The following is a 24,771-nucleotide window of genomic DNA, read 5'->3' as shown; positions in this document are numbered from 1 at the left end:
GTATTTTGTCATAACAGTGCTGCCATACGGCACAGATGACATGTGTTATTGCTGATGGTTTTGCTTATACCATTGCTCGATGACGCTGTTTGCCGGCTCATGGTTGCTCTGCTGCTGTAATAGCTGTTTGGTGGTAAGCAAATCGCTCATTTGCTCGGCATAGGCGCGTGGCTGTAATAAACGCATCACCGTACGGCAGATATTGTCCCCACTCGCCTGCTCTTGTATCAGTTCAGGCACTATCGCGGCATCTGCTAGGATATTGGGCAACGCCACATAAGGCACTTTTACCAGACGCTTGGCGATCTGATAGGTCAGCTGATTTAACTGATAAATCACCACCATCGGTCGCTCAAGCAGCATCGCCTCTAGTGTCGCGGTGCCTGAGGCTAGCATCACCACATCGGCTGCTGCCATCGCTTGCTGACTAAAGGCTGGCTGGCTATCATCGTAGACCACCACAATAGCGGCGCGCAGCTGCTCTGAGCGTTTATCGATGACATCCTGCACGATATATTGATGGTTTTGATCCACAGTAGGGATGATAAAACACAGTTTTGGGTCCAGTAATATCAATTTTTGAATACCATCGAGCATCAAAGGCAAGATGGCGGTAATCTCCCCGCGCCGTGACCCTGGCATCACGCAAATGAGCTGGCTGACTTCATCAAAACGATCAATAAAAAACTGCTGCAAGCCATCATTATGCCAGACCAGCTCACTGCGGCGCTGATTGATAGGTGTCGCGAGCAGCCCTTGATCTATGGTGCGTAATAGCGGATGACCGACACAGATTGCTGGGTGGTTATGACGCTCATAGACTGGCAACTCAAACGGAAACAAGCACAGCACCAAATCGGTAGCTGCTTTGATATTATGGATACGCGACTCACGCCATGCCCAAATAGAGGGGCTGACATACTGAACACAAAAAACCCCTTTGGGCTTTAGTTTTTTTGCGACCCGCAGATTAAAATCAGGCGCATCGATACCAATAAACCAGTCGATAGCAGCGTTTTGAAACGCTACTAATAACTCACGGCGTGCCTTTAGCAAATCTGGCAGTTGTGCCATCACCTCGACCAGCCCCATAACAGCCAATCGCTCTAATGCAAAGATGCTTTGTAATCCTTGTGCTTGCATCTTGGCGCCGCCGACACCTACCCAAACAATATCATCGCGCAGATTATTCATCTGCTGCATAAAGTCGGCACCCAAGCTATCACCTGACACCTCACCTGCGACGATACCGATGACCAGTGAACCCGCGTTTGACTTAGGTACCACAAGCTCAGCCGTGCTTTGACTCTCAAGCGTCTGTACCGCTGCGTCTGGCGTCACACCAAGGGAGTGGTTAAGGGTAGCAAAATCTGTCATGACAAGCTCTCGATATGAAGATGATAAAGGTACGATAAAAACAATTATAAAATATAACACATGTCAGTGGCCATAAGGCCTGATAACGCTAATAACGATGCTCATTGACGCTGCCATCATACGTGACGACGGCCAAAATAGCTAAATTGACTCACAAAAACCACGCGCCGCCTGTTTTTATATCCAACGCAGGCGTCACAATGATAACTGGATTTTAGCTTCCTCATTCCAGTTATCAGTTAATTAACTATATGATTGCCCTTGTCAACCAGCGCTTTTGTCCGCATAATGAATATCCCTATAAATCAGCTAGACGATATATAACCATGACAACATCAGTTACCCATAATGCAGATATTGACGACGTGAATATTGAAAAATTCATTCCTTTGATCACTCCCGCTGAGCTAAAAGCTGAGCTGCCTTTGTCAGACAAAGCTTATAATACCGTCCTAAAAGGTCGCAACACTATCCAAGATATCTTGGACGGTAAAGACAAGCGCTTGTTTGTGGTCGTCGGCCCCTGCTCTATTCACGATATTAAAGCCGCTCACGAATACGCCGATCGTTTGGCGGTATTGGCAAAAGAGATCGAAGATAGCATATTTGTGGTGATGCGTGTCTATTTTGAAAAACCCCGTACAACGGTGGGCTGGAAAGGCATGATCAACGACCCTGACATGAATGACAGCTTTGATATCGAAAAAGGTTTGCGTACGGCGCGTAAGCTTTTGTTAGATCTCAACGAAAAAGGCTTGCCGTGTGCCACCGAGGCCTTGGACCCAAATACGCCGCAATACATGCAGGATTTGATCAGCTGGTCAGCCATTGGTGCGCGTACCACTGAAAGCCAGACACACCGTGAGATGAGCTCAGGTTTGTCTTGTCCAGTAGGTTTCAAAAACGGCACCGACGGCGGAATGACAGTCGCGGTCAACGCCATGCAAGCGGTCAAAGAAGGCCATAGTTTCTTAGGTCTATCAGCAGATGGCAAAGTCTCTATCATCAAATCAAAAGGCAACCCTTACGCTCACGTGGTATTGCGCGGTGGTAATGGCAAACCAAACTATGATGAAACGGCGGTAGCACAAGCCGAAAACGCACTGGCCAAAGGCAAAACCAATGGCAAAATCATGATTGACTCAAGCCATGCCAATTCAGGTAAAGACCCATATCTACAACCAATGGTCATCGCGAACGTCGCCGAACAAATCCAAAACGGCAACAAATCCATCATCGGTATGATGATCGAAAGTCACCTTAAAGGCGGCAATCAAAAGCTGACCGCCGACTTAAGCCAGCTTGAGTATGGCAAATCTATCACCGACGGCTGCTTGGATTGGGACAGTACGGTCACAGCTCTATATAAGCTGCGTGATATGGTCAAAGACGTCTTGCCAAATCGCTAACTCTCAATGCAAAGAGCTATCGTCTAGCTAGCATGCCCAGCATTGATACTGTGATACGCTAAAAAAAGCCCGCCCGATACGCATATCGGGCGGGCTTTTTATGATAGTCAGTTGAAAATAAAACTGTTATATAAATTTAAACGCGCTTTTTAGAGTGCATCGACTATATCCTATCCTACTCGCCTGTAGACCCAAGCACACTCTCTAAACTCTCAAGTACATGCTTAGACGATACCTGCTTTTGTAAATCAAGCAGCTGCTCATGCGCCATCTGACGGCGCGGCTCAGCCAAAGTGTTCCAGCGTGCCAGTACTTGTAATAAGCGCGATGCCAATACTGGATTGGCAGTATCCAGCTTTCTGATGACACCAGTATAGATATCCAGTCCATCATCTGTCCAAAGTACGGTAGGCTGCGAGGCAAAAGCGCCGACGACCGAGCGGACACGGTTGGGCGTATTCCAATCAAAGTCCTTATGTGTAAGCAATGCAGTGATGGCGTCAGGGGTGACCGTATCGGCAGATGCCTGCACACTAAACCACAAGTCAATGACCAAATCATTGTCTTGGAAGCGCTCATAAAAATCTGCTAGATAGTCATCAGCTTTTGCCAGTTGATGATTGACCATCACCTTTAACGCGCCAAAACGCTCTGTCATACAGCTGGCATTGTCATATTGCTGCTGCGCCCATTCAGCAGCCCCATCAACGTTGGCGGTCACTGCCATATCGAGTACCACATTACGCAGCGCACGTCTGCCGCGAGCATCGGCACTGTCTTGATACGCCTGTATGGGTAGCTGCTCATAAAGCTCTGCCCACTCATCTTTTAATGCCAAAGCCAGCTGTTGATATAAACCTTCACGCTGCGCTTTGATCGCCTCTGGGTCATAGTCCTGCGGTATGGCAGAAGCCAGCTCCTGCGCGGATGGAATATCCAGTAAGCGTGCCGCCAGCATCGCATCCTCGGCGGCAAGCACAGGCAATGTCTGCGCCATTGCATGCAGATAAATATCTGGGCTACTTTTCTCGCCTTTGTTTTGTAGCAAGATACGATTGACCAGCATCTGCGTCACTTGCCAGCGGTTAAAACCATTGGTTTCATGCTCAAGTAAAAACGCCAAATCAGCATCTTGATAAGCATAGTTGAGCTGCACAGGGGCACTAAAGTCACGTAATAGCGATACCACAGGCTCGCTGGTCACATTTTCAAAGACGAAGGCTTGTGTTTCTTGATCAAGCAGCAACATACGCTCGGCGACGATATTGCCAGTATTTCGATCAAACAGTGCCGTCGCTACAGGTATCGGCAGAGGCTTTGGCGCATCAAAACCTGCGACATGGCGAGTTTTTTGACTCAACGTAATGGTCAACGTCTGCGTGTCGCTGTCATAGTCTTGGTGCCCTGTCACCACAGGCGTACCAGGCTGGCGATACCAGTCGATAAAGTCCTCAATCTTGCTATCGGTAATACTGAGCGCAGATAAGAAGTCCTCCACCGTCACCGCTTGCCCATCATAACGGCGAAAATACTCATCTGTCCCTTTTCGGAAGTTGACTGGCCCTAGCGTATTGGCAATCATACGCACGATTTCAGCGCCTTTTTCATAGACAGTCGTCGTATAAAAATTATTAATCTCAACAAAACTCTCAGGGCGCACAGGATGCGCAAGCGGCCCTGCATCCTCAGCAAACTGATGCGCGCGTAAGGTGGCCACATCATCGATACGCTGTACCGCGCTCGATTGCTGATCGGCAGAAAACGACTGATCACGGTACACTGTAAGGCCTTCTTTTAGACACAGCTGAAACCAATCACGGCAGGTAATGCGGTTGCCCGTCCAGTTATGAAAATACTCGTGGGCAATGATAGATTTGACACTAAAACTGCGCGCATCTGTAGTCGTCTCAGGACTAGATAGCACACAAGCGGTATTAAAGATATTTAGGCCCTTGTTTTCCATCGCTCCCATATTAAATTGACTGACAGCGACGATCATATAACGGTCTAAATCATAAGCGCGGCCATAGTTGACCTCGTCCCAGCGCATGGCGTCTTTTAGCGCTTGCATACCGACATCACACTTATCGATATCGGCAGACTTGGCATAAAGCTCAAGCGTCACCTCGCGCCCTTCACTGGTGGTGTATGAATCCGTCAGCACATCCAAATCAGCGATGACGCAAGCAAACAAATAGCTTGGCTTGTTGGTCGGGTTATGCCAGATGGCATAATGACGGTCTGGTGTACCACTGACGTCGCCCGCCTCTACCAAATTACCATTGGCCAGCAGCGTTGGATAACATTTATCCGCCTCCAAGCGCGTGGTAAATACCGCCAGCACATCTGGACGATCTGGATAAAAAGTGATCTTACGAAACCCCTCAGGCTCGCACTGAGTGACAAACATGGTATCGTCGCCACTGCCCGCCATATATAGCCCCTCAAGCGCTGTGTTGGTCTGCGGACAGATACGCACTTGTATCTCTAAAGTAACCTCATCAGGGGCATCTGCTATCGTCAGTTTGCCTGCCCTGTGTTGATAGCGCTCGGAGGGCAATGACTCGCCGTTCATAGTGATTGCCAGTAGCGCCAAATCCTCACCAAATAGCACAAGATCCCCTGCACTTTGGCGCACCATCTGTAGCGTGCTAGCTACCTGCGCGTGGTCTTCATATAGCTTGATATCCAAATCGACCGTTTCGACAGCAAAGCTTGGCTTTTGATAGTCTTTTAGATTGATTTTGCTGGGTGCTTGCGGTGGCACATCAGGCATTTCAGGGTTGATAATTTGGATATCTGTTTCAGCAGTAGACATGGGGGTTCCTATTGTTATTCATAAAAAATACGTGTGATTAAAATTCCTAGCGCTTCCTAGGGCGTGTCTTTATTTCAAAAATGGTGATAAAAATGAGATAAATTGCGGTCAAACAAGGAAAATCGCGCCGTTCATATCGGGATATTGACCAGCTATTTGACGATGTTTGGCAAAATTTGGCCATTTTTAGCCCATTTAGATAACTATCGAGTGAATTGAAGACACGCCCTAACCTTAACACCTAAAAGTCCTGTGTTAGATTTTAAGTTTTTTAGGTTTTTTACGTGGTTTAGCTGTTTATTTTTTAGCTACATTGGCCTAAATCACCAAATTTCAAGAGCAGCTCCCTAGATTGTGGCGCTGATAATCCGTGGCTTATAGTCAAATTTAACTAAGTCAGTCAGATAGCTGGCTTTGGTAAAAATAGTAAGTTTAGTCGTCAGGCCTCAATTTTTCATTGGATAATGCATACCAAAATGATTTAATAAAGGCACTGACGATTACCATTTGAGAAACGGCCTATCATATGACAAAGCAACCCACGCGTCGCGCAGAGGTGACGCTACCTTTATTAATAGCTTATATCGATGCGCTATTGCCCACTCTAGCACAGGAAACTGATGCGCAGACAAACACTCAATCAGACAGCAAAAGCACCAAACATAAAATTGACGATAAGCCCGAGCTACTGCCCAATCTACTGTGGGTAAGCGAAGACAAAAACACGCTAGCGTTATTAAATACCGCGCTTACCAACCATGCTGCTTTTCAAGCCAGCGATACCGCACAGCCCGCTGACAAACTTGCCTCATCGACCTTACTGGCGCTCAACCAACAGCCAGTATCTGAGCGGTATGAGCTGGTGTGTTTTTGGCTGCCGACGCTATCAGCAGAGCAGCTACAGCAGTATATCCCATTACTCATGCGCTATCGCGACCTATACGCCGCCCATCTACTCATCGCCCTTGAGCACAATATCGACTTACAACCCTACGGATTTACCCCATTTGATATATTACAGACTTCTACTGTGGCAGAAGATACCGACCTATCAGGTGCCGATATGACCCAGATGCCTGCCGCCGCCCATGCTTTTGGATCAGCGACACTGTGGCAATTTAATCTGTATGACTACAAACAGCTGCCTAACTGGCTCAATGCCGACTACTGGGCAAACCCTGAAAACTGGGACAAGCACCGCTGGTAGTTTGTTTTTCTGCCTCGATATCAGAGCATTTATCAAAACGGCTATATATATAACAAAACGAGCATATCTGATTGTAAATTCTCGAGTGATTTACAGTAATACTACTTACATAAAGTAACACTGAATATATGATAAATGGTAATTGCCTGAGTTTTATCGAAGCAGTTTACAACAACAATGTTAATTAAAAATTTTAGGAGCTCACCATGTCAATTCGTTTTTCTAAGCTTGCAGTTCTCGCTGTATTGTCAAGCGCTATCGCAATCACTACAGGCTGTGCGACCAAACGCGCCACCTCTGAAGTTGTGGTTGCCCCGCTAGGTATCCCAGGCGGTCAAACGGGCTATAATGGTGCCGTCATCGTAGACAATGCTAGCACCGTCGTCACTGGCGCAGACAACCTGCAAGCCGTCGTTTACTTTGCCTTCGATAGCAGCGAAATCACCGCACAAGCGGCCAATGTCCTCAATCAACACGCAAGCTTGCTACGCTCAAACCCAACCGCTGGCGTAGTGATTGCTGGTCATACCGATGAGCGTGGTAGCCGCGAGTATAACATGGCGCTAGGCGAGCGCCGCGCCCAAGCAGCGCGTGACTATCTGGCCGCTCAAGGTGTCGCGGTCAATAATATCCGCATCATCAGCTACGGTGAAGAGCGCCCTGCCGCCGCTGGCACCACCGAAGCCGCCTATGCGCAAAACCGCCGCGCGGAGCTGTCTTATTAAGACAAATCCCGTACGCTCGTATTACCAATCTTCAGCGTAATACTAAAAAGGCCCAGCAATATCACGTTGCTGGGCTTTATACTTCCTACTCCTACATAAAACCTGCGGCTACACCTATGCCCTTATACTTGACACAAACTCATAATGTGAGGCTTGGGCCTACGACATGGTGTGCCACTGCGCATGTCAACGCCCTTGCCCATAAGCGTATCAATAAACCGCCCTATCTAAGCCGATACGACCTAAACACCCATATAGATGATACCCAGCAATGGCAGTATTACCGTGCGTCTGCAGACATATCAGCACCTGATCGGGCGCAGCAGCAGCGCCAACTACAGCGGCAAGGCGTAAGGCTGTTATTACAACAGCTACTCACCAAGCTACAGATAGACGATACCTTAGATGAGTCAGCTTTTCCTTATCAGCTTGCTCGTAGCAAATACTACGTATGCTTTAGCCATACAGGCGCAAAAAATACAGACGATACTGATAATAGCAACACTCAACCAACGAGCTGTCTAGACAATCAGGTGGCCGTCATTCTCAGCCAGCATCGTCCTGCTGGCATCGATATAGAAGCAAATGAGGTAGCTTGGCAGGTGGTTCGGCGTTTTTATGCTGATAAAGAAAAGGCGGTATTGCAACGACTGCCTGCATGGCAGCGTGATGCGATCGCAAAGCAGCTATGGCAAATAAAAGAAAGCTATATCAAGGTATATCAATACACCCTCGCGCAAGGGCTGGGTATCGACTACGCTTATCTGATTGAGGATTTGATAGACAGCGTGATAGACGACCATCATCTGATGACTGTGATGGATAAAAAAACAGGGTACCGTATCGCCATCATTCCTAGGCAGCATATTGTAATTGTGTTTTGATGAGGATCTCCAGCCAACATCTAAGGCGTGGCATATCCTCTATTTAATCGCTAGCATCTTACTACTTGTTATTAGGGCGTGTTGAACATTCAACCATGGCACTGACAGAGACTATTTGTGAATGTTCAACACGCCCTAATCAGCGCACAAAAAAACGACCCTAATAAATAGGATCGTTTTTTGTTTATTTAATAACAGCCAGTAGACTGTAATTAAATTAGAAGCGGTAAGTTGCACCAACTTTTACGATTGGCATCCACTCTAAGTAGTCTTTATCTTCTAACTCTTGCTCAGCACGCTTAGCTACATCATCAGGAGACAAACCAGGTACAACAGTACCCCCATTGTTACCGCCATCATCTATACGTACTGGCCCTGTTTTACTTGCAGTTACAGTAGCATCTGTTTTACCCATATACGCAGCACCGATTTCACCGAAGAGGCCAAAATTATTGGTAATATTTGGACGGAAACCGATAGTTGCATAAGGGGCTAATTTATTACGATGCTCCATAGTACCTTGTAAAGTACCTACGTCATCTGCGATATATGATACGTCGTTAATTTTATATACACCGCCTTCTGGGTTAGCAGTTACATCGAGATCGTTATCCGGTACGATGATACCCGCGCCCATAGTGAACCAGTTACCAGTAGGACGTAATTGTACGCCTAGGTATGGGTTACTAAAGTCAGCATCTACATCATAGTTTACGTCGTTTGCATCAAAGTCGCCGCCAAATAGGTCAGCAACATCACCACCTGCCCAACCAGCTTGTAGTTCAGTTTTTTCATTCAAACCCCAAGCGATATTGGCACCATAACCTAGTGTACCAACTTCAGCACTGACAGCAGCTGGGTTGATAGCTGTTTGGAAGAAAGTCTTACTACCACCAACGACAGCACCAGTGGTGTTACGTACCACACCAGCATCAGCATTGTATGCATAAGCAGGTTTGGCTTCATAAGCGACAGCGACTGGCTCTGCTTCATAAGCGACAGCTGTGTTGTCATCAACAACGACAACTGGCTCAGCTGCTAGTGCAGCAGTTGAAGCCAAAACGGCAGCAGAAATTAACGCGTTGCAAGCGACTGCGCTTTCTCCTCTTTTATTATTATCGAGCCATTTATATGCCTAAAGTATCGTCGATTACCCGTGTGTTAGAGATTATAGAAGCGGTGTCTTATGCTTCTAAACCGCTCTCTCCACTTGAGCTATCGCAAGAGCTGGACATTCCAAAACCGACCATCCATCGTTTGATTCAAAATCTGGTGGATGAGGGGTTTGTCACCGTTGATATCGGCGGCGGCATCATACCTGGCAAGCGAGTACGCAATTTGAGCGTTGAGCTGTGGCAGCAGCGCCAGTTTTTTAATGAGCGGCAGATGGTTTTGCATAAGCTGGTCGAGGAGATCGAAGAGACTTGCGGGATTGCGATTCCTTATCATATGAATATGCTCTATACCAACCGCGCGCAGACCTCACTACCTTTGCAGATTTATCTGCCTGTGGGCGTCAAGTCTCCGATGTGGTGTACGGCGACGGGTAAGCTATATCTGAGCCAGCTCTCCACCACCAGCCGTAACAAGATATTGAAAGGCTTGCCTTTAGATAAATTTACCAAAAACACCATCACAGATATCGATGCGCTCAATCAAGAGCTGGATAAAATCGCTGAGACAGGGGTCGGTATCGATAACGAAGAGTTTATCTCGGAGATGGTGGCGGTGTCTGTGCCTGTATTAGATAAGAAGTCACGTTATCTGGCCTCTTTGTACTTGCATGCGCCGACCATACGCGTGTCATTAGACGAGCTGATGACGCATGTGCCACGCTTGCAGACAGCCGCTCAGGATATTCAGGCTTTGGTCTATGAGCTACAAAACTAAGTAGAATTTTATAACCAAAAGGTCTGCGCTATCACAGATAGCGCAGACCTTTTTTGCTTTGAGACGAGTGCCTTTAGTAGCTTTGTACGTTCGAGACAGATATTTCAAAGACTAGATATTTCAAAGACTAGGCAATTCAAGAATTAGGCACTTTAAGACAGCACCGAATGGTCATGACGTCCCATAATACTAGAAAAATCTTTGTCGCCATTTTCGCGCGCGTGATCGTCGTAGAGCTCTGTCGCCTTGGCACCCATCGGTGTCTCAACCGCGGTATCTTTGGCAGTTTGCATGGCAAGGTTGAGGTCTTTTTGCATCAGCTTACTCATAAAGCCGCCTTTGTAGCCCTTGCTCGATGGCACGTTTTCTAACACCTGAGGATAAGGGTTATAAACCTCCAGCGTCCAGTTGCGCCCAGAGCTTTGTAGCATGATGTCAGACAATACTTTGGCATCGAGGCCATTTTTTACGCCTAGATTGATGGCCTCTGCCGTCCCTGCCATCAAGATACCTAAGAGCATATTATTACAAATTTTGGCGACCTGTCCTGCTCCATGCTCGCCTGCATGAAAGATGTTTTTGCCCATCACCGCCAGTATCGGCTCCGCTTTGACAAATGCGTCGGCACTACCGCCAACGATGAAGGTCAAACTACCAGCGATAGCACCGCCTGTACCGCCAGAGACGGGCGCATCTAAAAAGTCTATACCAAGACCAGTTGCGGCGTCTGCTACCAATCTGGCGTCAGCGGCAGCGATGGTACTACTATCGATGACCAGTGTGCCCTTGGGCAGCTCTGCTAGCAAGCCATCAGATCCATTTTCACCTATATAGACAGAATGGACGTGCTTGCCCGCTGGCAACATACTAATCACAACATTCGCATTGCTCGCCGCCTCTTTTGGGCTGGTAGCGACGCTGGCACCTGCTTGCTGCAGGCGCTCGCATGCTTCTGCAGATAAGTCATATACTGATAGCGGATAGCCTGCCTTTAATAGGTTTTCTGCCATCGGTGCGCCCATATTACCAAGACCAATAAAGGCAATCGTTGGTTTTGCCTCGGCACTCTTTGCTGCATTTTTGGTATTTGTGTCCTTCATACCCATCTCATCACTCCTTGATGATTGATTTTTTTATGTTATTGCCAGTAGCGCCTGCTCGGCTGCCTAGGCATATCTGCTCTTATTTTTAGTAGATTGTTAGTGATTGACAATCTGGCTCCCCAAAGCCTCACTGCCCAGCCAGCCTTCCAATGGATGCCCGCCTGCCGCATAGGGATTGGTGAAATGCTGATAAATGTATGCCTGTCCATCGGCGCTGAGACAGTCTGCCAATGAACGCGACCAATTGGGGTTACGGTCTTTGTCAATCAGCAGCGCCCGTACGCCTTCTTTGAAGTCAGGGTTGGCAGCGCAGTGTACAGCGACATTGGCTTCTAGGTACAAGACCTGCTCAAGCGATAGGTCTGCGACTTGATGATACAGTGCGTAAGTCAATGCCACTGTCACAGGGCAGCCTGCTCGATAAGTGGCAACAGCGCGCTGTGTCCAGCTGTCTTGCGCAAAGTCGGCATCTAACTTCTCCAACGCCGCGTCGCTTTGCAAGATGGCATCAATGTCACCCAACCCGCCGCTATTCATTAACTGTCCAATGGCATGCCAATAAGTGGCCAGCTTGCTAGCGGGCAACTCAGTGACAGGCTGCGCCGCTAATGCACGGCTGACGATATCGTGCGCGCTGTTATGCTGGCGCTGATGACTGCTGTCTGTACGGTCGGCGGCTTGCTGCCAATCGCTTTGTTTGAGACGTTGTAAGATGCCATCATAATCGCCGCTGCTCACGGCATACTCAGCTAAATTGGACAAGATGGCATCGTTGCCATTACACATCGCCCCAGTCAGACCTAAAAACAATCCCATCTTGGCGGGTATACGCTGCAAAAACCAACTACCAGAGGCATCAGGGAACAGCCCAATGGTCACCTCAGGCATGGCAAAGCGCGTACGCTCAGTGACCACACGGTGACTACACCCTGCCATCAGCCCCATACCACCGCCCATGATGATGCCATCGCCCCAGAGTATCAGCGGCTTGGAATAAAAATGCATCTGCCGATAGAGACGGTACTCATGACCAAAAAACTCTGTCGCATAAGGGTTAGGTAGTGGTGCAGACTCTGACATGCTGTCATATAGCTTGCGAATATCACCACCTGCACAAAACGCCTTGTCGCCTGCGCCCTTGAGCACCAACGCTACTATCTGCTCGTCACGCTCCCACTGCTCTAATTGCACAGCCAACAATTGACACATCTCGACACTTAGGGCGTTTAGAGATTTTGGTGTGTTAAGCGTCATAATACCAATGAGATGACCACAGTCTGTCTGTTCAGTATCAAACAATACTGGCGCGGCAGGCGTAGCAGCGTCTTGATTATTGTTATCTGTTGAGGTTGTCATAAAAAGACCTACAAAAAGTAAAATGAATATTAGGGCGTTTTATCAATACAGTCTTGGGCATTTATTTTGCCAAGTTGGCTGACGTTTTTCTAAAAATGCTTGCACGCCTTCGCGCTGATCTTCGGTATCAAACAGCTTTACAAATGCTTCGCGCTCATGGATGAGGTTTTGGGCAGGCGGGTTATATCTAGCTGCTTGGATAAGCGCTTTAGAATAACTAACGGCAACAGGAGACTGTTTGGCGGCTTTTTTTGCCAACGCTTGTGCTGCTTGTAGTCCTGCGCCTTTGTCCACGACTTCCTCAACCAAGCCGATACGCAAGGCCGTCTCGGCATCGACGCGTTCGCCGCACAATATCATACGCTTGGCCCAGCCTTCACCCACCAGCATCGGCAGATTTTGTGTGCCACCAGCACAAGGTAATAATCCCACACCTGTCTCTGGTAGTGCCATTTGGGCGTGTGCTTCTGCGATACGGATGTCACAAGCCAGCGCACACTCAAGCCCGCCGCCCATCGCGTAGCCGTTGATGACTGCAATACTAACGCCACGATAAGCAGATAAGGCTTCAAACGCTTCGCCAAAAGCAATGGCCATACTGATGGCTCGGCCTTTGTCACCGTCTGAGAAATTATTTAGGTCCGCCCCTGCTGAAAAGAACTTTTCACCATCGCCATGAATGATTAGGGCATATACCTCATCATTGGCATTAAGATCCGTCACCAACTGCTTAAGCGCGGGCAGACTATCCATCGTCCACGTATGAGCAGGTGGATTATTTAGCGTCACGGTGGCGATGTGACCATCAATAGCTAGATTGAGATTGGTGTAATCCGTCATAAGTAATCCTTTATTTTTATCACTATTTTTGAAATGAAGACACGCCATAAACACTGAATACCAAGATTAGCGTAGCTGGCTCAGCGCATCATCTTGCATCAGCTGACGCGAGACGATCACGCGCATGATCTCATTGGTGCCTTCTAATATCTGATGGACGCGCAAGTCTCGCACGTGACGCTCAAGCGGATACTCATTGAGATAGCCATAGCCGCCATGCAGTTGTAGTGCTTGGTTGGCCACATCAAAGCAAAGATCGGTAGACAGACGCTTTGCCATCGCACAATAGGTCGATGCTTGGCTGTCTTGATTGTCGACTTTGTTGGCCGCCAGATACAGCATTTGCCGTGCGGTAATGGTCTGGGTCAACATATCAGCAAGCTTGAATTGCACCGACTGCAGACTGGCAATCGGACTGCCAAACTGGCTACGCTCTTGCACATAATTGGTCGCGGTCTCAAGCGCCGACTGCGCTGTACCGACCGCACAGATACCGATATTGATACGTCCACCGTCCAAGCCTTTCATCGCAATACGAAAACCTTGGCCTTCCTCGCCGATTAGATTTTCGGCTGGGACTTTGACATTTTTAAAGCTGATGGTGCGTGTGGGCTGTGCTTTCCAGCCCATTTTGTTCTCGTTTTTGCCGTACTCAATGCCATCGCTATGGGCATCGACGACAAACGCCGATATACCTTTGGGTCCGGCGGTGCCTGTTCGTGCCATGACGACCAGTACATCGGTCGCGCCTGCGCCCGAGATAAAGGTCTTTTCGCCATTTAACACATAGTAGTCGTCCTGCTTGTCGGCTTTACTGCGTAGTGAGGCCGCATCCGAGCCGGCATTGGGCTCGGTCAAGCAATAACTGCCCAGCCACTCACCACTGACCATCTTTGGTAGATATTTTTTACACAGAGTATCGCTGCCATACTCACCGATCATCCAGCCTGCCATATTATGAATACTCATATAAGCGGCGACCGCGGTATCGCCCCATGCCAGCTCCTCAAACACCATGGCGGAGTCTAAGCGTGGTAGCCCAAGGCCGTCATACTCTGGGTTGGTATAGAGCCCCAAAAAACCAAGCTCGCCGGTTTTTTTGATGACATCGACTGGGAAATGTGAGGTGCGGTCCCACTCAGCGGCGTTTGGTTTGAGCTCTTTTTGAGCGAACTGTTTGGCGGTTTGGCGAAAGGCGATCTGGTCGTCGGTCAATGAAAAATCCATGGGGTCATCCTTGTGCATGCATTAAAAATAGAATAAAAATGGGTCAGCCGTGCCTGTTTTAACGTCGGTTAACGGTATGGTTGATACCGTGTCGGTCATACAGTATAACAGCGGTATAACATCATCGACACATACTTGCATGGCAAAAACACACATGGCGACAATCAGCAAGATAGACACTATACCGCACTGACCCAGACTAAGGCCTTATATCGAAATAGTGGTATTGACCCCGCGGCTGGCCTCGTCATCAAACCAGCGCGCTGTAACCGTCTTGGTTTGGGTATAAAACTGCACCGCTTGTTTGCCATAAGGACCCAAATCACCGAGTTTACTGGCACGTGAGCCTGAGAATGAGAACATTGGTAGTGGCACAGGAATTGGCAAGTTAATGCCGATCTGCCCGACCTGCACGTCTTGCTGGAACTTATGTGCTGCGGCCCCTGATTGGGTAAAGATAGCAGTGCCGTTGCCATGCGGGTTGGCATTGAGTAGCTCAATCGCCTCATCTAAGCTATCGGCGCGCATGATACACAGCACAGGGCCAAAGATCTCTTCTTTATAGATTTGCATGTCGCTTGTGACATTATCAAAGATAGTCGGTCCTACAAAGTTGCCTTTTTCAAACCCTTCAACCGTGATACCACGACCATCAAGCAGCAAGCTCGCCCCTTCTTCTACCCCTGTACCGATGAGATGCTCAACGCGTGCTTTTGCCGCAGGAGAAATCAGTGGCCCCAAATCCTTATCGTTTTTACCAGCAGATACCACTAGGCTCTCAGCTTTGGCCTTTATATCATCGATCCACTCGCCTGCCGCACCGACCAGCACCACGACAGATAGCGCCATACAGCGTTGACCTGCTGCCCCAAAGGCTGCGCCCGCTAGCTGATTGAGCGTTTGCTCTTTATTGGCATCTGGCAAGATAACGCCGTGGTTTTTTGCGCCCATCATACACTGAGCACGCTTGCCTGATTGGCTGGCACGCTCATAGACATGCTTACCCACAGCGCTAGAGCCGACAAACGATACCGCTTTGATATCTGGATGATCACAGATGGCATCAACTGTGGCTTTGCCACCATGTACGACGTTTAGCACGCCTTCAGGGACACCCGCTTCGACGGCCAGCTCTACCAGACGCATGGTTACCATCGGGTCTTGCTCAGACGGCTTTAGGATAAAAGTGTTGCCCGTGGCAATCGCCATCGGGAACATCCATAACGGAATCATCGCTGGGAAGTTAAATGGCGTGATACCCGCGCAAACCCCAAGCGGCTGCCAGATACTATAAGTGTCAACGCCTGAAGCGACATTTTCGACAAAATCACCGATTTGTAGGTTGGCAATACCTGCAGCATGCTCGACCACTTCTAAACCGCGGAACACATCCCCGCGCGCATCAGCGATGGTTTTGCCCTGCTCTGCTGTCAAAGTCTCTGCCAGCTCATCCATATGCTCGCGAATCAATTGCTGGTATTTTAAAAAGATACGTGCGCGCGTGGTGATGGGTGTTTTGCGCCATGTTTGAAAGGCTGTTTGAGCCGCGGCGACGGCTTGATTGATTTCATCATCCGTGGTCTGCGGCACTTTGGCGATGACCTCTTGGCTAGCAGGATCGGTGATATCGATCCACTCGTTGGTAGTAGAGTCTACAAACTGACCATTGATGAGCTGCTGAACGTGGTGCATAAGATATCCTTATCTTGTCTGCGAGACGACCTTGTCGAGGTGTCTAGTTATACTTAAAAGGGATAAAAAACCAAAAGTTTTTATTGGATTAACAATTAATTTAAAATGATTTATTTTGTATCGTTATTGACTATAGCAATAAAACAAATTTAGGGTCAAGGGCTTTATCAAACTTTTATCTAAGATTTTTGCCTATCTGCATTTTCTTATCATCAAAAACCAAAAAGCCCATGAGCGAGCATGAGCTTTTTAGTATTTAGATTGTATTTTGACTTATTGGGCAAGCCGCCATAAGAGAAGATTCGGGCGTGTCCTAGTAATCCTGCATAGATTGTTTGACTGCATCGATTGCAGTTGGGTTATCGAGTGTCGACATATCGCCTGTGGGTTTGTTTTCTGCTAAGGCACGAATAGCGCGGCGCAAGATTTTGCCAGAGCGGGTCTTTGGCAGTGCTTGCGGGAAATAAATAGCTGCCGGCCTTGCGATACCGCCAAGCGATTTTACCACCGCACCGATGACCTGCTGCTCAATACGAAAGCGGTTTTCGGTCGTTTTCACTTGTTCATGATCTTTTAACACACAAAAAGCAATCGGCAGCTCGCCTTTTAACTCATCTGCAATACCGACGACCGCGCATTCCGCCATCTCAGGATGGGTACTGATGGCCTCTTCTACCTCTTGGGTACCGATACGATGACCGGCGACATTGATCACATCATCGGTACGCCCTAAGATATAAAAATAGCCGTCTTCATCAGTGACTGCATAGTCTGAGGTTGAGTACTGCTGACCATCAAACAAGCCAAAATAGCTACTCATAAAGCGCTCATCGTTGCGCCATACGGTGGTGAGACAGCCAGGCGGTAGTGGTGCACTAATCGCCAGCAATCCTTTTTCGCCTGCCGCACATGGCTCGCCCGTCTCTTCGTTGAGAACGCGAGCATCATAGCCATACATGGGATAACCAGGTGAGCCTTGCTTGTGCGGTTTGTGATTGAACTTGGGCGTGTTGCTCAAAATCGGCCAGCCGGACTCTGTTTGCCAGTAGTGGTCTAAGATCGGAACGCCTAAATGCTTGGTCAGCCAATTGGCTGTTGACTCATCAAGTGGCTCGCCTGCTAAGAAAAACGACTTGACGCTTGAGACATCATAACGCGTCATCCATGTCTCATCTTGCTTCTTGAGCATACGCACACCCGTCGGTGCGGTAAATAAGATATTGACTTTATTGGCCTCGACGATGCGCCACCAGATACCTGGGTTTGGGCGATGCGGCAGACCTTCATACATCACACTGGTCATACCAGCGAGCAATGGCGCATAGATGGTATAAGAATGCCCGACCGCCCAGCCGATATCTGATATCGCCCAAAAGGTCTCGCCTGCCTTGCCATCATAGATATAATCCATCGAGGTGGTCAGGGCGACTGCATGACCGCCGGTATCGCGCTGCACACCCTTGGGTGTACCGGTCGTACCTGAGGTATAAAGCAAATAAGATGGTGTGTTGGACTCTAGCCACACCGGCTCAACAATGGCATTGGCTTCGCAGCTAATGCGGCGCTGCTCAGCATAGTCGACATCGATGGCTTGCGGCTCAAATGGTAGAACCCCGCGATTGACCACCAATACATGCTCGGGCTTGACCGTTGCTTGCGCCACACCTTGATTGACCAAACTCTTATAATTGACCACTTTACCGCCGCGTAGACCTGCATCGACAGTGATGACCATTTTTGCCTCGGCATCATCCATACGAATGGCGAGGTTGTGCGCGGCAAAGCCACCAAATACCACCGAGTGCACCGCACCGATACGAGCGCAGGCCAGCATGGCATAAGCGGCTTCTAAAATCATCGGCATATAGATGATGACTCGGTCGCCCTTGCCGATACCATGACGCTGTAGCACATCGGCAAAATAATTGACTTCTTTATAAAGGTCATTGTAGGTCAGGCGGCGCTTGGCATAATCGGTATATAGCTCGACATGGTTACCCAAGTCCTTGAACGCATCAACAATAGCAGGAAAAGTCTCGATCAGCTCTTGGTTAATCTCAGAAGACAGCCAAATAAAAGCATCTTGCTCGGCGCGCTCTGCTAGATGACGATCGACACAGTTATAGCATAGGTTGGTTTCGCCGCCGACATACCATTTGGCAAAGGGCAGATTGCTGTCATCGAGGATTTGCTCAGGCTCTTTGTGCCAATAGATACGCTTTGCTTGCTCCGCCCAAAATTGCTCTCGATCATGAATTGAGGCGTGGTAGATATCTGCAAATTGAGAGGCGCTGTCGGCCATATTGGTGGCTGACTCTTGAGTGGCAATAGGAGTTTGAATGGTGTCGCTCATAATAGCTGTCCTTAGCGTGACGATAGGTGGGGCAATAAGGCCTTATCAGACATTATCATAACAACATGTCTAAATGAGGTACTGGTCATCCTTACCAGAACTAAAAAACCGATACGTTATGTATCGGTTTAAAATGTAGCAGAGCAATCGATAAACGTCAACTATTATGCCTATATTCTCATCGATATTTTAGCATAGGCAGGGGCATCATGGGTGCCCATTTTTGTCTATCAAACCTCTGTTTGATCGGCGTACATTTCTCGCATGACTTTTTTATCGTGTTTTCCGACTGAGGTCTTTGGCAAATCATCGACAAACTTAAACTGACTTGGGACGCCATATTTAGGGATGATACCACGCTCGACTGCTTTTTCTGCGATGGCTTTGATATCTTCGACTTTAGTATCTTGGCAGGCAGGTTTTAGGACAACCAGCGCCAGCGGACGCTCGCCCCACTGCTTATCACGCACCCCAATCACCGAGACATCAGCCACCGCTGGATGTAGCGACAAAATCGTCTCAATCTCTAATGATGATATCCACTCACCGCCTGATTTGATCACATCTTTTAGACGATCAGTGATACGGATATAGCCATCAGGGCGTATGTATGCGATATCTTGAGTGTGCATATAGCCGTTTTCCCACAGCTCTTTGCCAGCATCGTCATTTTTTAGATAGCTTTGGGTTAGCCACGGCGCTCGTAGTACCAGCTCGCCTGTCTTATCTTTGCCTGTGCCTACTGGCTGGTTGTTTTCGCCCCATATCTGCGCATCGACCATCAGTACTGGCTTACCGGTCATACAGCGGCGCGCAACATCCTCTTCTTCGCTCATTTCAGGCTCATCAAGGCTAAACTCCGTCAGGCTAATCAAAGGCGCTGTCTCTGACATACCGTAGCCGGTATAGACCTCAATGCCTTGTGCTAACGCAGCCTTTGCCAGACCCTCTGTCAATCTTGAGCCGCCGATGATCATTTTTAGGCCATTGAAGCTAACCTCGCGTTCTTGTGCTTCTTTTAGCACCATTTGCAAAATCGTCGGCACACAATGTGTAATGCTGACCTTTTCATTGATGATGAGATCGAGCAAAGTATCAGGCGCATAACGACCTGGATAAACTTGCTTTAGGCCGACCATGGTGGCGGTAAACGGAAAACCCCATGCATGTACATGGAACATCGGCGTCATGGGCATATAGACGTCGCCGTAGCTGACGCCTTGCTTGTTGGGCAACATACCCAAAGTCGCTGCTTCCGTGAGCGTATGCAGCACCAGTTGACGATGGCTAAAAAACACGCCTTTTGGATCGCCTGTCGTACCTGAGGTATAAAAAGTCGTGGCGATGGTATCTTCATCAAAATCCGGAAAATCAAATTCACTATCAGCCGCTGCCAGCAGTGCCTCATACTCTCCTGTGACGCGGTTTTGATTGCCGCCAAACACGCCCTCGTGCGACACCCCATTATCATCTAGCCAAATGATATGCTCGATACTGGAGTTTTCAAACTGATAGTCTTTGACCAACGGCGCAAACTCAGAGTTGAGCAACAGCACTTTGGGCTTGGCGTGGTTGATGGTATAGAGGATTTTTTCTGGTGATAGGCGAATATTGACCGTTTGTAAGATATACTCTGACATCGGAATCGCAAAATAAGACTCAAGATAGCGGTGGCTGTCCCAGTCCATGACCGCAATCACGTCGCCGGCATCTAAGTGAAGGTCTGCCAGCACATTGGCTAAGCGATTGATACGCGTAAACAACTCTTGATAAGTAAAGCGCTGTTTATCTGCATAGATGATTTCTTGCTCGAGCGAGACCGTCTTAGCACGGTTCAATAGCTGCTTGATAATCAGCGGATAATCGTAAGCAGACGGGGCGCTATGATAAGCATTTGACATAAATCTCATTTCCTTTGAGGGTGTTCGTTATTTTCGTGTTTTAACATGGCTTAGTAATTCAGTTTGCAAGTTTTGGCCATTTGAATACTAATAATTTCAAATCAAGATACGCTTAATACTAAAAAAATTTAAATGTGCTGTAAAGTGAGCTTGCGTAAGTGGTAGGCTAAGCAGCTTTTGACTTGGTTTTTATCATGCCAAAACTTGCAATCAGCAGCGCTAATACTTGTACGAATAATAGCAGCCACACCGTCAGCGACCACTGTCCGCGCGCATAGGTGATACCGCCCAGCCATGCACCCAGCGTGCCGCCTGCATAGTAACCCATATAATATAGACCCGACGCCAAAGAGCGGCCTTTTTTGACATTGACCGCGATATAACTGATGGTCGCCGACTGGGTAATAAACACTCCAGACGACATCACCGCCAGCCCAATCACCACGCCCCAAAGCGGCGCGACCAATGTCAGCAGTACGCCAAGCATAGAGATCACCACGGCCACACGTACCGTACGCGCTGAGCCAAAGCGGCGCAGCAATGTGGTAGAAAGCGGCGTGATGATCACCCCCAGTAAATACACGGCAAAAATATTCGCAAGCGCCCCAGTGCTCAGCTCATAAGGCGTATCTGCAAGGTGCAAATTGATAAAGGTAAAACAGCCAACCAACGAAAACAGCACGCAAGCGCCAAGTAAGCAGGCGGTGACCACGTAACGATTGACTAAGTGCTCGCCGAGCGTCTGTATCGCCGAGCGAAAGTTTGGATTGGCCACAAACTGCCGCGACGCAGGCAGCATCTTAGTGACCCATAAAGCGCCAAGTAACGTCATCGCCGCCATCACATAATAGCCTGCACGCCAGCCGAGCAGCTCATGCAAATGCCCCAGCAAAAACCGGCCCATAAAGCCGCCAAGCACCGAGCCTGATACATAAAACGACATCAGCTCTGTGACCGCACGCCCCTCAAACTCCTCGCCGATATAAGCAATCGTCACCACCGTGATACCGGGTACAGACAACCCCTGCAAAAACCGCCAAACCCCCATCCAGCCGATGCTCGGGCTTTGAGCGATAAGCGCCGTTGGTATCGCCAAAAACAATAAAGCACCAACAATAAACACCTTACGGCCGACAGCATCAGACAGCATGCCCAAAAAAGGCGACATAATTGCAATCGCCAGTACCGTCGCGCCAACCACCATACCCGCCTGTACTTCTGTGGCAGCAAAATCTGTGATAAGCACTGGCAAGATAGCCTGCACAGAATAGACCTGCAAAAAAGCAAACATGCCGATAAGCCCCATGGTCAGCTTTAATACCCACGAAGGCGAATGGTGTGGCGTGTTTGCGTGATATGCTCTCTCGCCGTTTGAGTGGTGAGCGTCGGCGACGTTGCGACTTGTTGTATGATGTATTGGTTTCAAAATAGTGCTAACTGTATTGGACGCTAAAAAGCGTAAGTAAAAAGAAAGTAGCGCTCTAGGTATTTTAATTACCTACCCTTAGCGCTTATTAATTAATGAAGTACTATAGCACGAGCGATATCGGTTTTAAGGGCACAAAATGTTATTGATACTTATCACCTAGGCTCTCAAGTGCCTCGGTGTTCTATCTGAGTATGGACATTCTTAAACGTCCAGCAAAAACAACGTCCAACAAGTCCTAAACTTATACATCGCTCCCTTTGACACATTAATTATTAAAACCTATTGTAAATCGGCTTTTATCAGCTTACTCTCTTGTTAAGATTGACTATTAAGCAATGCACTGAACTTTTTAAAAGACAACTATCAAATATCAAAAGACAACTACTATGATGAATTGCCTAACGCGTTTGAGTATAGCTGCAATCACAATAGCTACCTACGCGCTACTGTCTACAGCGCCTGCTTCAGCTAAGATTGCACTAATAGAAACGACACAGACAGTGCCAACGCCAACCTCAACATCGGTAGCATCGCTAAACCAAGATGTAACTTGTATTTCTGACAGTGCAATTAGCGCTGATAATTTAAGTCAAACAAAAAATAACGGACCCTTTAACATTGCTAGCAAAAAAGTACCACGTGAGTTAGTAGACGGCTTTGGCGGTGGCACTATTTACTATCCGACTAACGCTGGCAACTGCGGACGTTTGGGCGCAATTGCTGTGATACCTGGCTACGTCTCTTATGAATCGTCGATTAAATGGTTGGGACCCCGCCTAGCTGCTTGGGGCTTTGTCGTGATTACAATGAATACCAACTCTATTTATGATAGACCCGATAGCCGCGCTAAGCAGCTAAGCCACGCTTTAGATTATGTAATCAGCGATAATACAGTAGGCAATATAGTAGATCCTGATCGCTTAGGGGCAATTGGTTGGTCCATGGGCGGGGGCGGCGCGCTCAAACTGGCATCTACGCGTAGCAACGTACGCGCCATTATGCCACTCGCCCCTTATCATGATAGAAGCTATGGTGAAGTAACAACGCCGACTTTTGTTATCTCCTGTGAGTACGATGTTATTGCGGCTAATAACAAGTATACCAATTTGTTTTATAAACAAGCGACAGGGCCTAAGATGAAGATTGAGGTCAATAACGCCAGCCATCTCTGTCCAAGTTACCGCTTGAATGAAAAGCTACTAAGCAAGCCTAGTATCGCGTGGATGCAGCGTCATATCAATGGCGATACCCGCTTTGATCAGTTCTTATGTGGTCGAGAAGACTATAGCATAAACCCGCGTATATCGAATTATGATTACGCTGACTGTCCGTAACTGACTTACATACTTGGCTTGTATGTTCCCTGTACAACAAAAGTTACCGTAGGGATAAGTCTATCTAATTAAGCGTATTATGGTTCCCGAATGAATAAAAAGAATTATTCAAAAACCACTTAAAAGACTACTTTTATACATTCGTGAACGTCATTCACTATAGAGGCTTATATGTCAGAAGAATTTAAAAAAGATCAGATACATGACCTAGGCGCTGGGTTTTGGAACATTAGAGGCTCTTTTGTCAGAAATGGTATGGTCGATATCGGTAATCAATCAGCGCTCGTTAAGCTAGCATCAGGGAAGTTTATTTTGCTAGATAGCTATACTTTAACTGGTGAGGTGCGCGAGCAAGTGCTGGCGCTGACCAATAATGGTAAAGATATTGAAGCCGTGCTCAATGTACATCCTTTTCACACCGTACACTGTGCGCGCGTTGCCAAGGATTTTCCGCACGCTACTTTTTATGGTAGCGCTCGCCATCATAAGCAGGTACCCGAGGTCAACTGGAGCAAGGATTACGTAGAAAGCGAAGCTGTAGCCCAGCGCTATCCTGAGCTACAGTTTTCACAACCAAAAGGTATCTATTACATCGCCCCAGACGACTCCGTACATTCAGGCTCGCTTCTCGTCTATCACCCTGCCAGTCAAAGCCTCTATGTCGACGATACCTTTGAGATACCGCCATCAAAGAAGTTTAATGATGTGCAAGCCGGTATCAACCTACATGCGACCACACTTAAAGCATTAAAAGATGAGCCTGACGCTGGCAAAGCGTACTGCGACTGGGCGACAAAGCTTGCTCACGAGTGGCGAGAGGTGCGTAACTTTTGCGGGGCCCATTCTGGTCTAGTCGTCTTTGCAGAAGGTGAGTTTGAAGCTGCATTGCTATCGAGAATTGATAACGCGCGCGCTGATTTAGAAGCGGCCTCTAGCCAGACTTAATCGAAAGGCCTAATCGATATGCAGTTACGGCAACTGTAAAGCTTGGGACGAGTTACAAAAGTTGTGTAACGATACTAGCGGCTTGAATCCATTACTATTTACTAGTGACTTGTTTATCAAACGATGTACTATCATAGAGTTTACAATTAAAATTATTAGGGCGTGTTGAACATTCGACCATGGCACTGACAGCGACTATTTTTTAGGCGATTCGATGTTAAAAATAATAAGTTTAGTCATTCTAAGCGCTTATTTTTAACGATGAAGCGGCAAAAAAGAGT

The 24,771-nt window shown here is 47.9% G+C and carries 18 protein-coding genes; 7 read left to right on the top strand and 11 right to left on the bottom strand.

The features are described 5' to 3' along the window. Nucleotides 1-45 precede the first annotated feature (45 nt). Nucleotides 46-1,377: a lipid-A-disaccharide synthase gene (lpxB, locus tag JMX98_RS09495; protein ID WP_227680114.1), complete on the bottom strand. Its 1,332-nt coding sequence runs from the start codon at nucleotides 1,375-1,377 to the stop codon at nucleotides 46-48. A 326-nt stretch (nucleotides 1,378-1,703) separates the two neighbouring features. Between lpxB and JMX98_RS09490 the strand changes: the two genes are divergently transcribed. After that, nucleotides 1,704-2,786 carry a 3-deoxy-7-phosphoheptulonate synthase gene (locus JMX98_RS09490; RefSeq protein WP_105245556.1) on the top strand — a complete coding sequence of 361 codons (1,083 nt, stop codon included), beginning with the start codon at nucleotides 1,704-1,706 and terminating at the stop codon, nucleotides 2,784-2,786. A gap of 175 nt (nucleotides 2,787-2,961) precedes the next feature. Here the strand turns inward: JMX98_RS09490 and pepN are convergent, their stop codons facing one another. Further along, nucleotides 2,962-5,604: an aminopeptidase N gene (pepN, locus tag JMX98_RS09485; protein WP_201586140.1), complete on the bottom strand. Its 2,643-nt coding sequence runs from the start codon at nucleotides 5,602-5,604 to the stop codon at nucleotides 2,962-2,964. Between the two features lie 526 nt (nucleotides 5,605-6,130). Here pepN and JMX98_RS09480 point away from each other — a divergent pair. From JMX98_RS09480 to JMX98_RS09470, 3 genes are all read left to right on the top strand, one after another. Further along, nucleotides 6,131-6,811 (top strand): DUF6231 family protein, encoded by a 681-nt coding sequence (locus tag JMX98_RS09480; protein WP_201586137.1) that lies wholly within the window; start codon nucleotides 6,131-6,133, stop codon nucleotides 6,809-6,811. A 206-nt stretch (nucleotides 6,812-7,017) separates the two neighbouring features. Next, nucleotides 7,018-7,536 carry a peptidoglycan-associated lipoprotein Pal gene (pal, locus tag JMX98_RS09475; RefSeq protein ID WP_201586134.1) on the top strand — a complete coding sequence of 173 codons (519 nt, stop codon included), beginning with the start codon at nucleotides 7,018-7,020 and terminating at the stop codon, nucleotides 7,534-7,536. 116 nt (nucleotides 7,537-7,652) lie between these two features. Beyond that, nucleotides 7,653-8,420, top strand: a complete 768-nt coding sequence (locus JMX98_RS09470; protein WP_201586131.1) for a 4'-phosphopantetheinyl transferase family protein — start codon at nucleotides 7,653-7,655, stop codon at nucleotides 8,418-8,420. Between the two features lie 217 nt (nucleotides 8,421-8,637). Here JMX98_RS09470 and JMX98_RS09465 read toward each other — a convergent pair whose 3' ends face one another. After that, entirely contained in the window at nucleotides 8,638-9,480 is an 843-nt protein-coding gene (locus JMX98_RS09465; protein WP_227680112.1) for a hypothetical protein, read from the bottom strand. Nucleotides 9,481-9,551: 71 nt separating this feature from the next. Between JMX98_RS09465 and JMX98_RS09460 the strand changes: the two genes are divergently transcribed. After that, entirely contained in the window at nucleotides 9,552-10,310 is a 759-nt protein-coding gene (locus tag JMX98_RS09460) for an IclR family transcriptional regulator (RefSeq protein WP_105245544.1), read from the top strand. A 152-nt stretch (nucleotides 10,311-10,462) separates the two neighbouring features. Here JMX98_RS09460 and mmsB read toward each other — a convergent pair whose 3' ends face one another. From mmsB to JMX98_RS09420, 8 genes are all read right to left on the bottom strand, one after another. Next, nucleotides 10,463-11,416, bottom strand: coding sequence for a 3-hydroxyisobutyrate dehydrogenase (gene mmsB, locus JMX98_RS09455; protein WP_413786545.1), 954 nt, complete (start codon nucleotides 11,414-11,416; stop codon nucleotides 10,463-10,465). 93 nt (nucleotides 11,417-11,509) lie between these two features. Continuing rightward, nucleotides 11,510-12,769, bottom strand: a complete 1,260-nt coding sequence (locus JMX98_RS09450; protein WP_201586127.1) for an enoyl-CoA hydratase/isomerase family protein — start codon at nucleotides 12,767-12,769, stop codon at nucleotides 11,510-11,512. 42 nt (nucleotides 12,770-12,811) lie between these two features. Further along, nucleotides 12,812-13,609 (bottom strand): enoyl-CoA hydratase, encoded by a 798-nt coding sequence (locus tag JMX98_RS09445; RefSeq protein WP_201586125.1) that lies wholly within the window; start codon nucleotides 13,607-13,609, stop codon nucleotides 12,812-12,814. A gap of 66 nt (nucleotides 13,610-13,675) precedes the next feature. Further along, entirely contained in the window at nucleotides 13,676-14,836 is a 1,161-nt protein-coding gene (locus JMX98_RS09440; protein ID WP_201586123.1) for an acyl-CoA dehydrogenase family protein, read from the bottom strand. 207 nt (nucleotides 14,837-15,043) lie between these two features. Next, on the bottom strand, nucleotides 15,044-16,528 hold the full coding sequence (locus JMX98_RS09435) for a CoA-acylating methylmalonate-semialdehyde dehydrogenase (RefSeq protein ID WP_201586121.1): 1,485 nt from the start codon (nucleotides 16,526-16,528) through the stop codon (nucleotides 15,044-15,046). A 313-nt stretch (nucleotides 16,529-16,841) separates the two neighbouring features. Continuing rightward, nucleotides 16,842-18,881, bottom strand: coding sequence for a propionate--CoA ligase (locus JMX98_RS09430; RefSeq protein ID WP_201586119.1), 2,040 nt, complete (start codon nucleotides 18,879-18,881; stop codon nucleotides 16,842-16,844). A 230-nt stretch (nucleotides 18,882-19,111) separates the two neighbouring features. Next, nucleotides 19,112-20,782 (bottom strand): fatty acid--CoA ligase, encoded by a 1,671-nt coding sequence (locus JMX98_RS09425; protein ID WP_201586116.1) that lies wholly within the window; start codon nucleotides 20,780-20,782, stop codon nucleotides 19,112-19,114. A 166-nt stretch (nucleotides 20,783-20,948) separates the two neighbouring features. Next, entirely contained in the window at nucleotides 20,949-22,088 is a 1,140-nt protein-coding gene (locus JMX98_RS09420) for an MFS transporter (RefSeq protein WP_265089367.1), read from the bottom strand. A gap of 509 nt (nucleotides 22,089-22,597) precedes the next feature. Between JMX98_RS09420 and JMX98_RS09415 the strand changes: the two genes are divergently transcribed. After that, entirely contained in the window at nucleotides 22,598-23,545 is a 948-nt protein-coding gene (locus JMX98_RS09415; protein WP_201586115.1) for a dienelactone hydrolase family protein, read from the top strand. 171 nt (nucleotides 23,546-23,716) lie between these two features. Continuing rightward, nucleotides 23,717-24,490 carry a hypothetical protein gene (locus tag JMX98_RS09410; RefSeq protein WP_201586114.1) on the top strand — a complete coding sequence of 258 codons (774 nt, stop codon included), beginning with the start codon at nucleotides 23,717-23,719 and terminating at the stop codon, nucleotides 24,488-24,490. Nucleotides 24,491-24,771 lie beyond the last annotated feature (281 nt).

It is taken from the genome of Psychrobacter sp. HII-4, assembly GCF_904846595.1.
In the GTDB taxonomy this organism is placed as follows: Bacteria; Pseudomonadota; Gammaproteobacteria; order Pseudomonadales; family Moraxellaceae; genus Psychrobacter; species Psychrobacter celer.
Note: the sequence above shows the minus strand (reverse complement) of the source record. Positions and strands in the feature narration are given on the sequence as shown.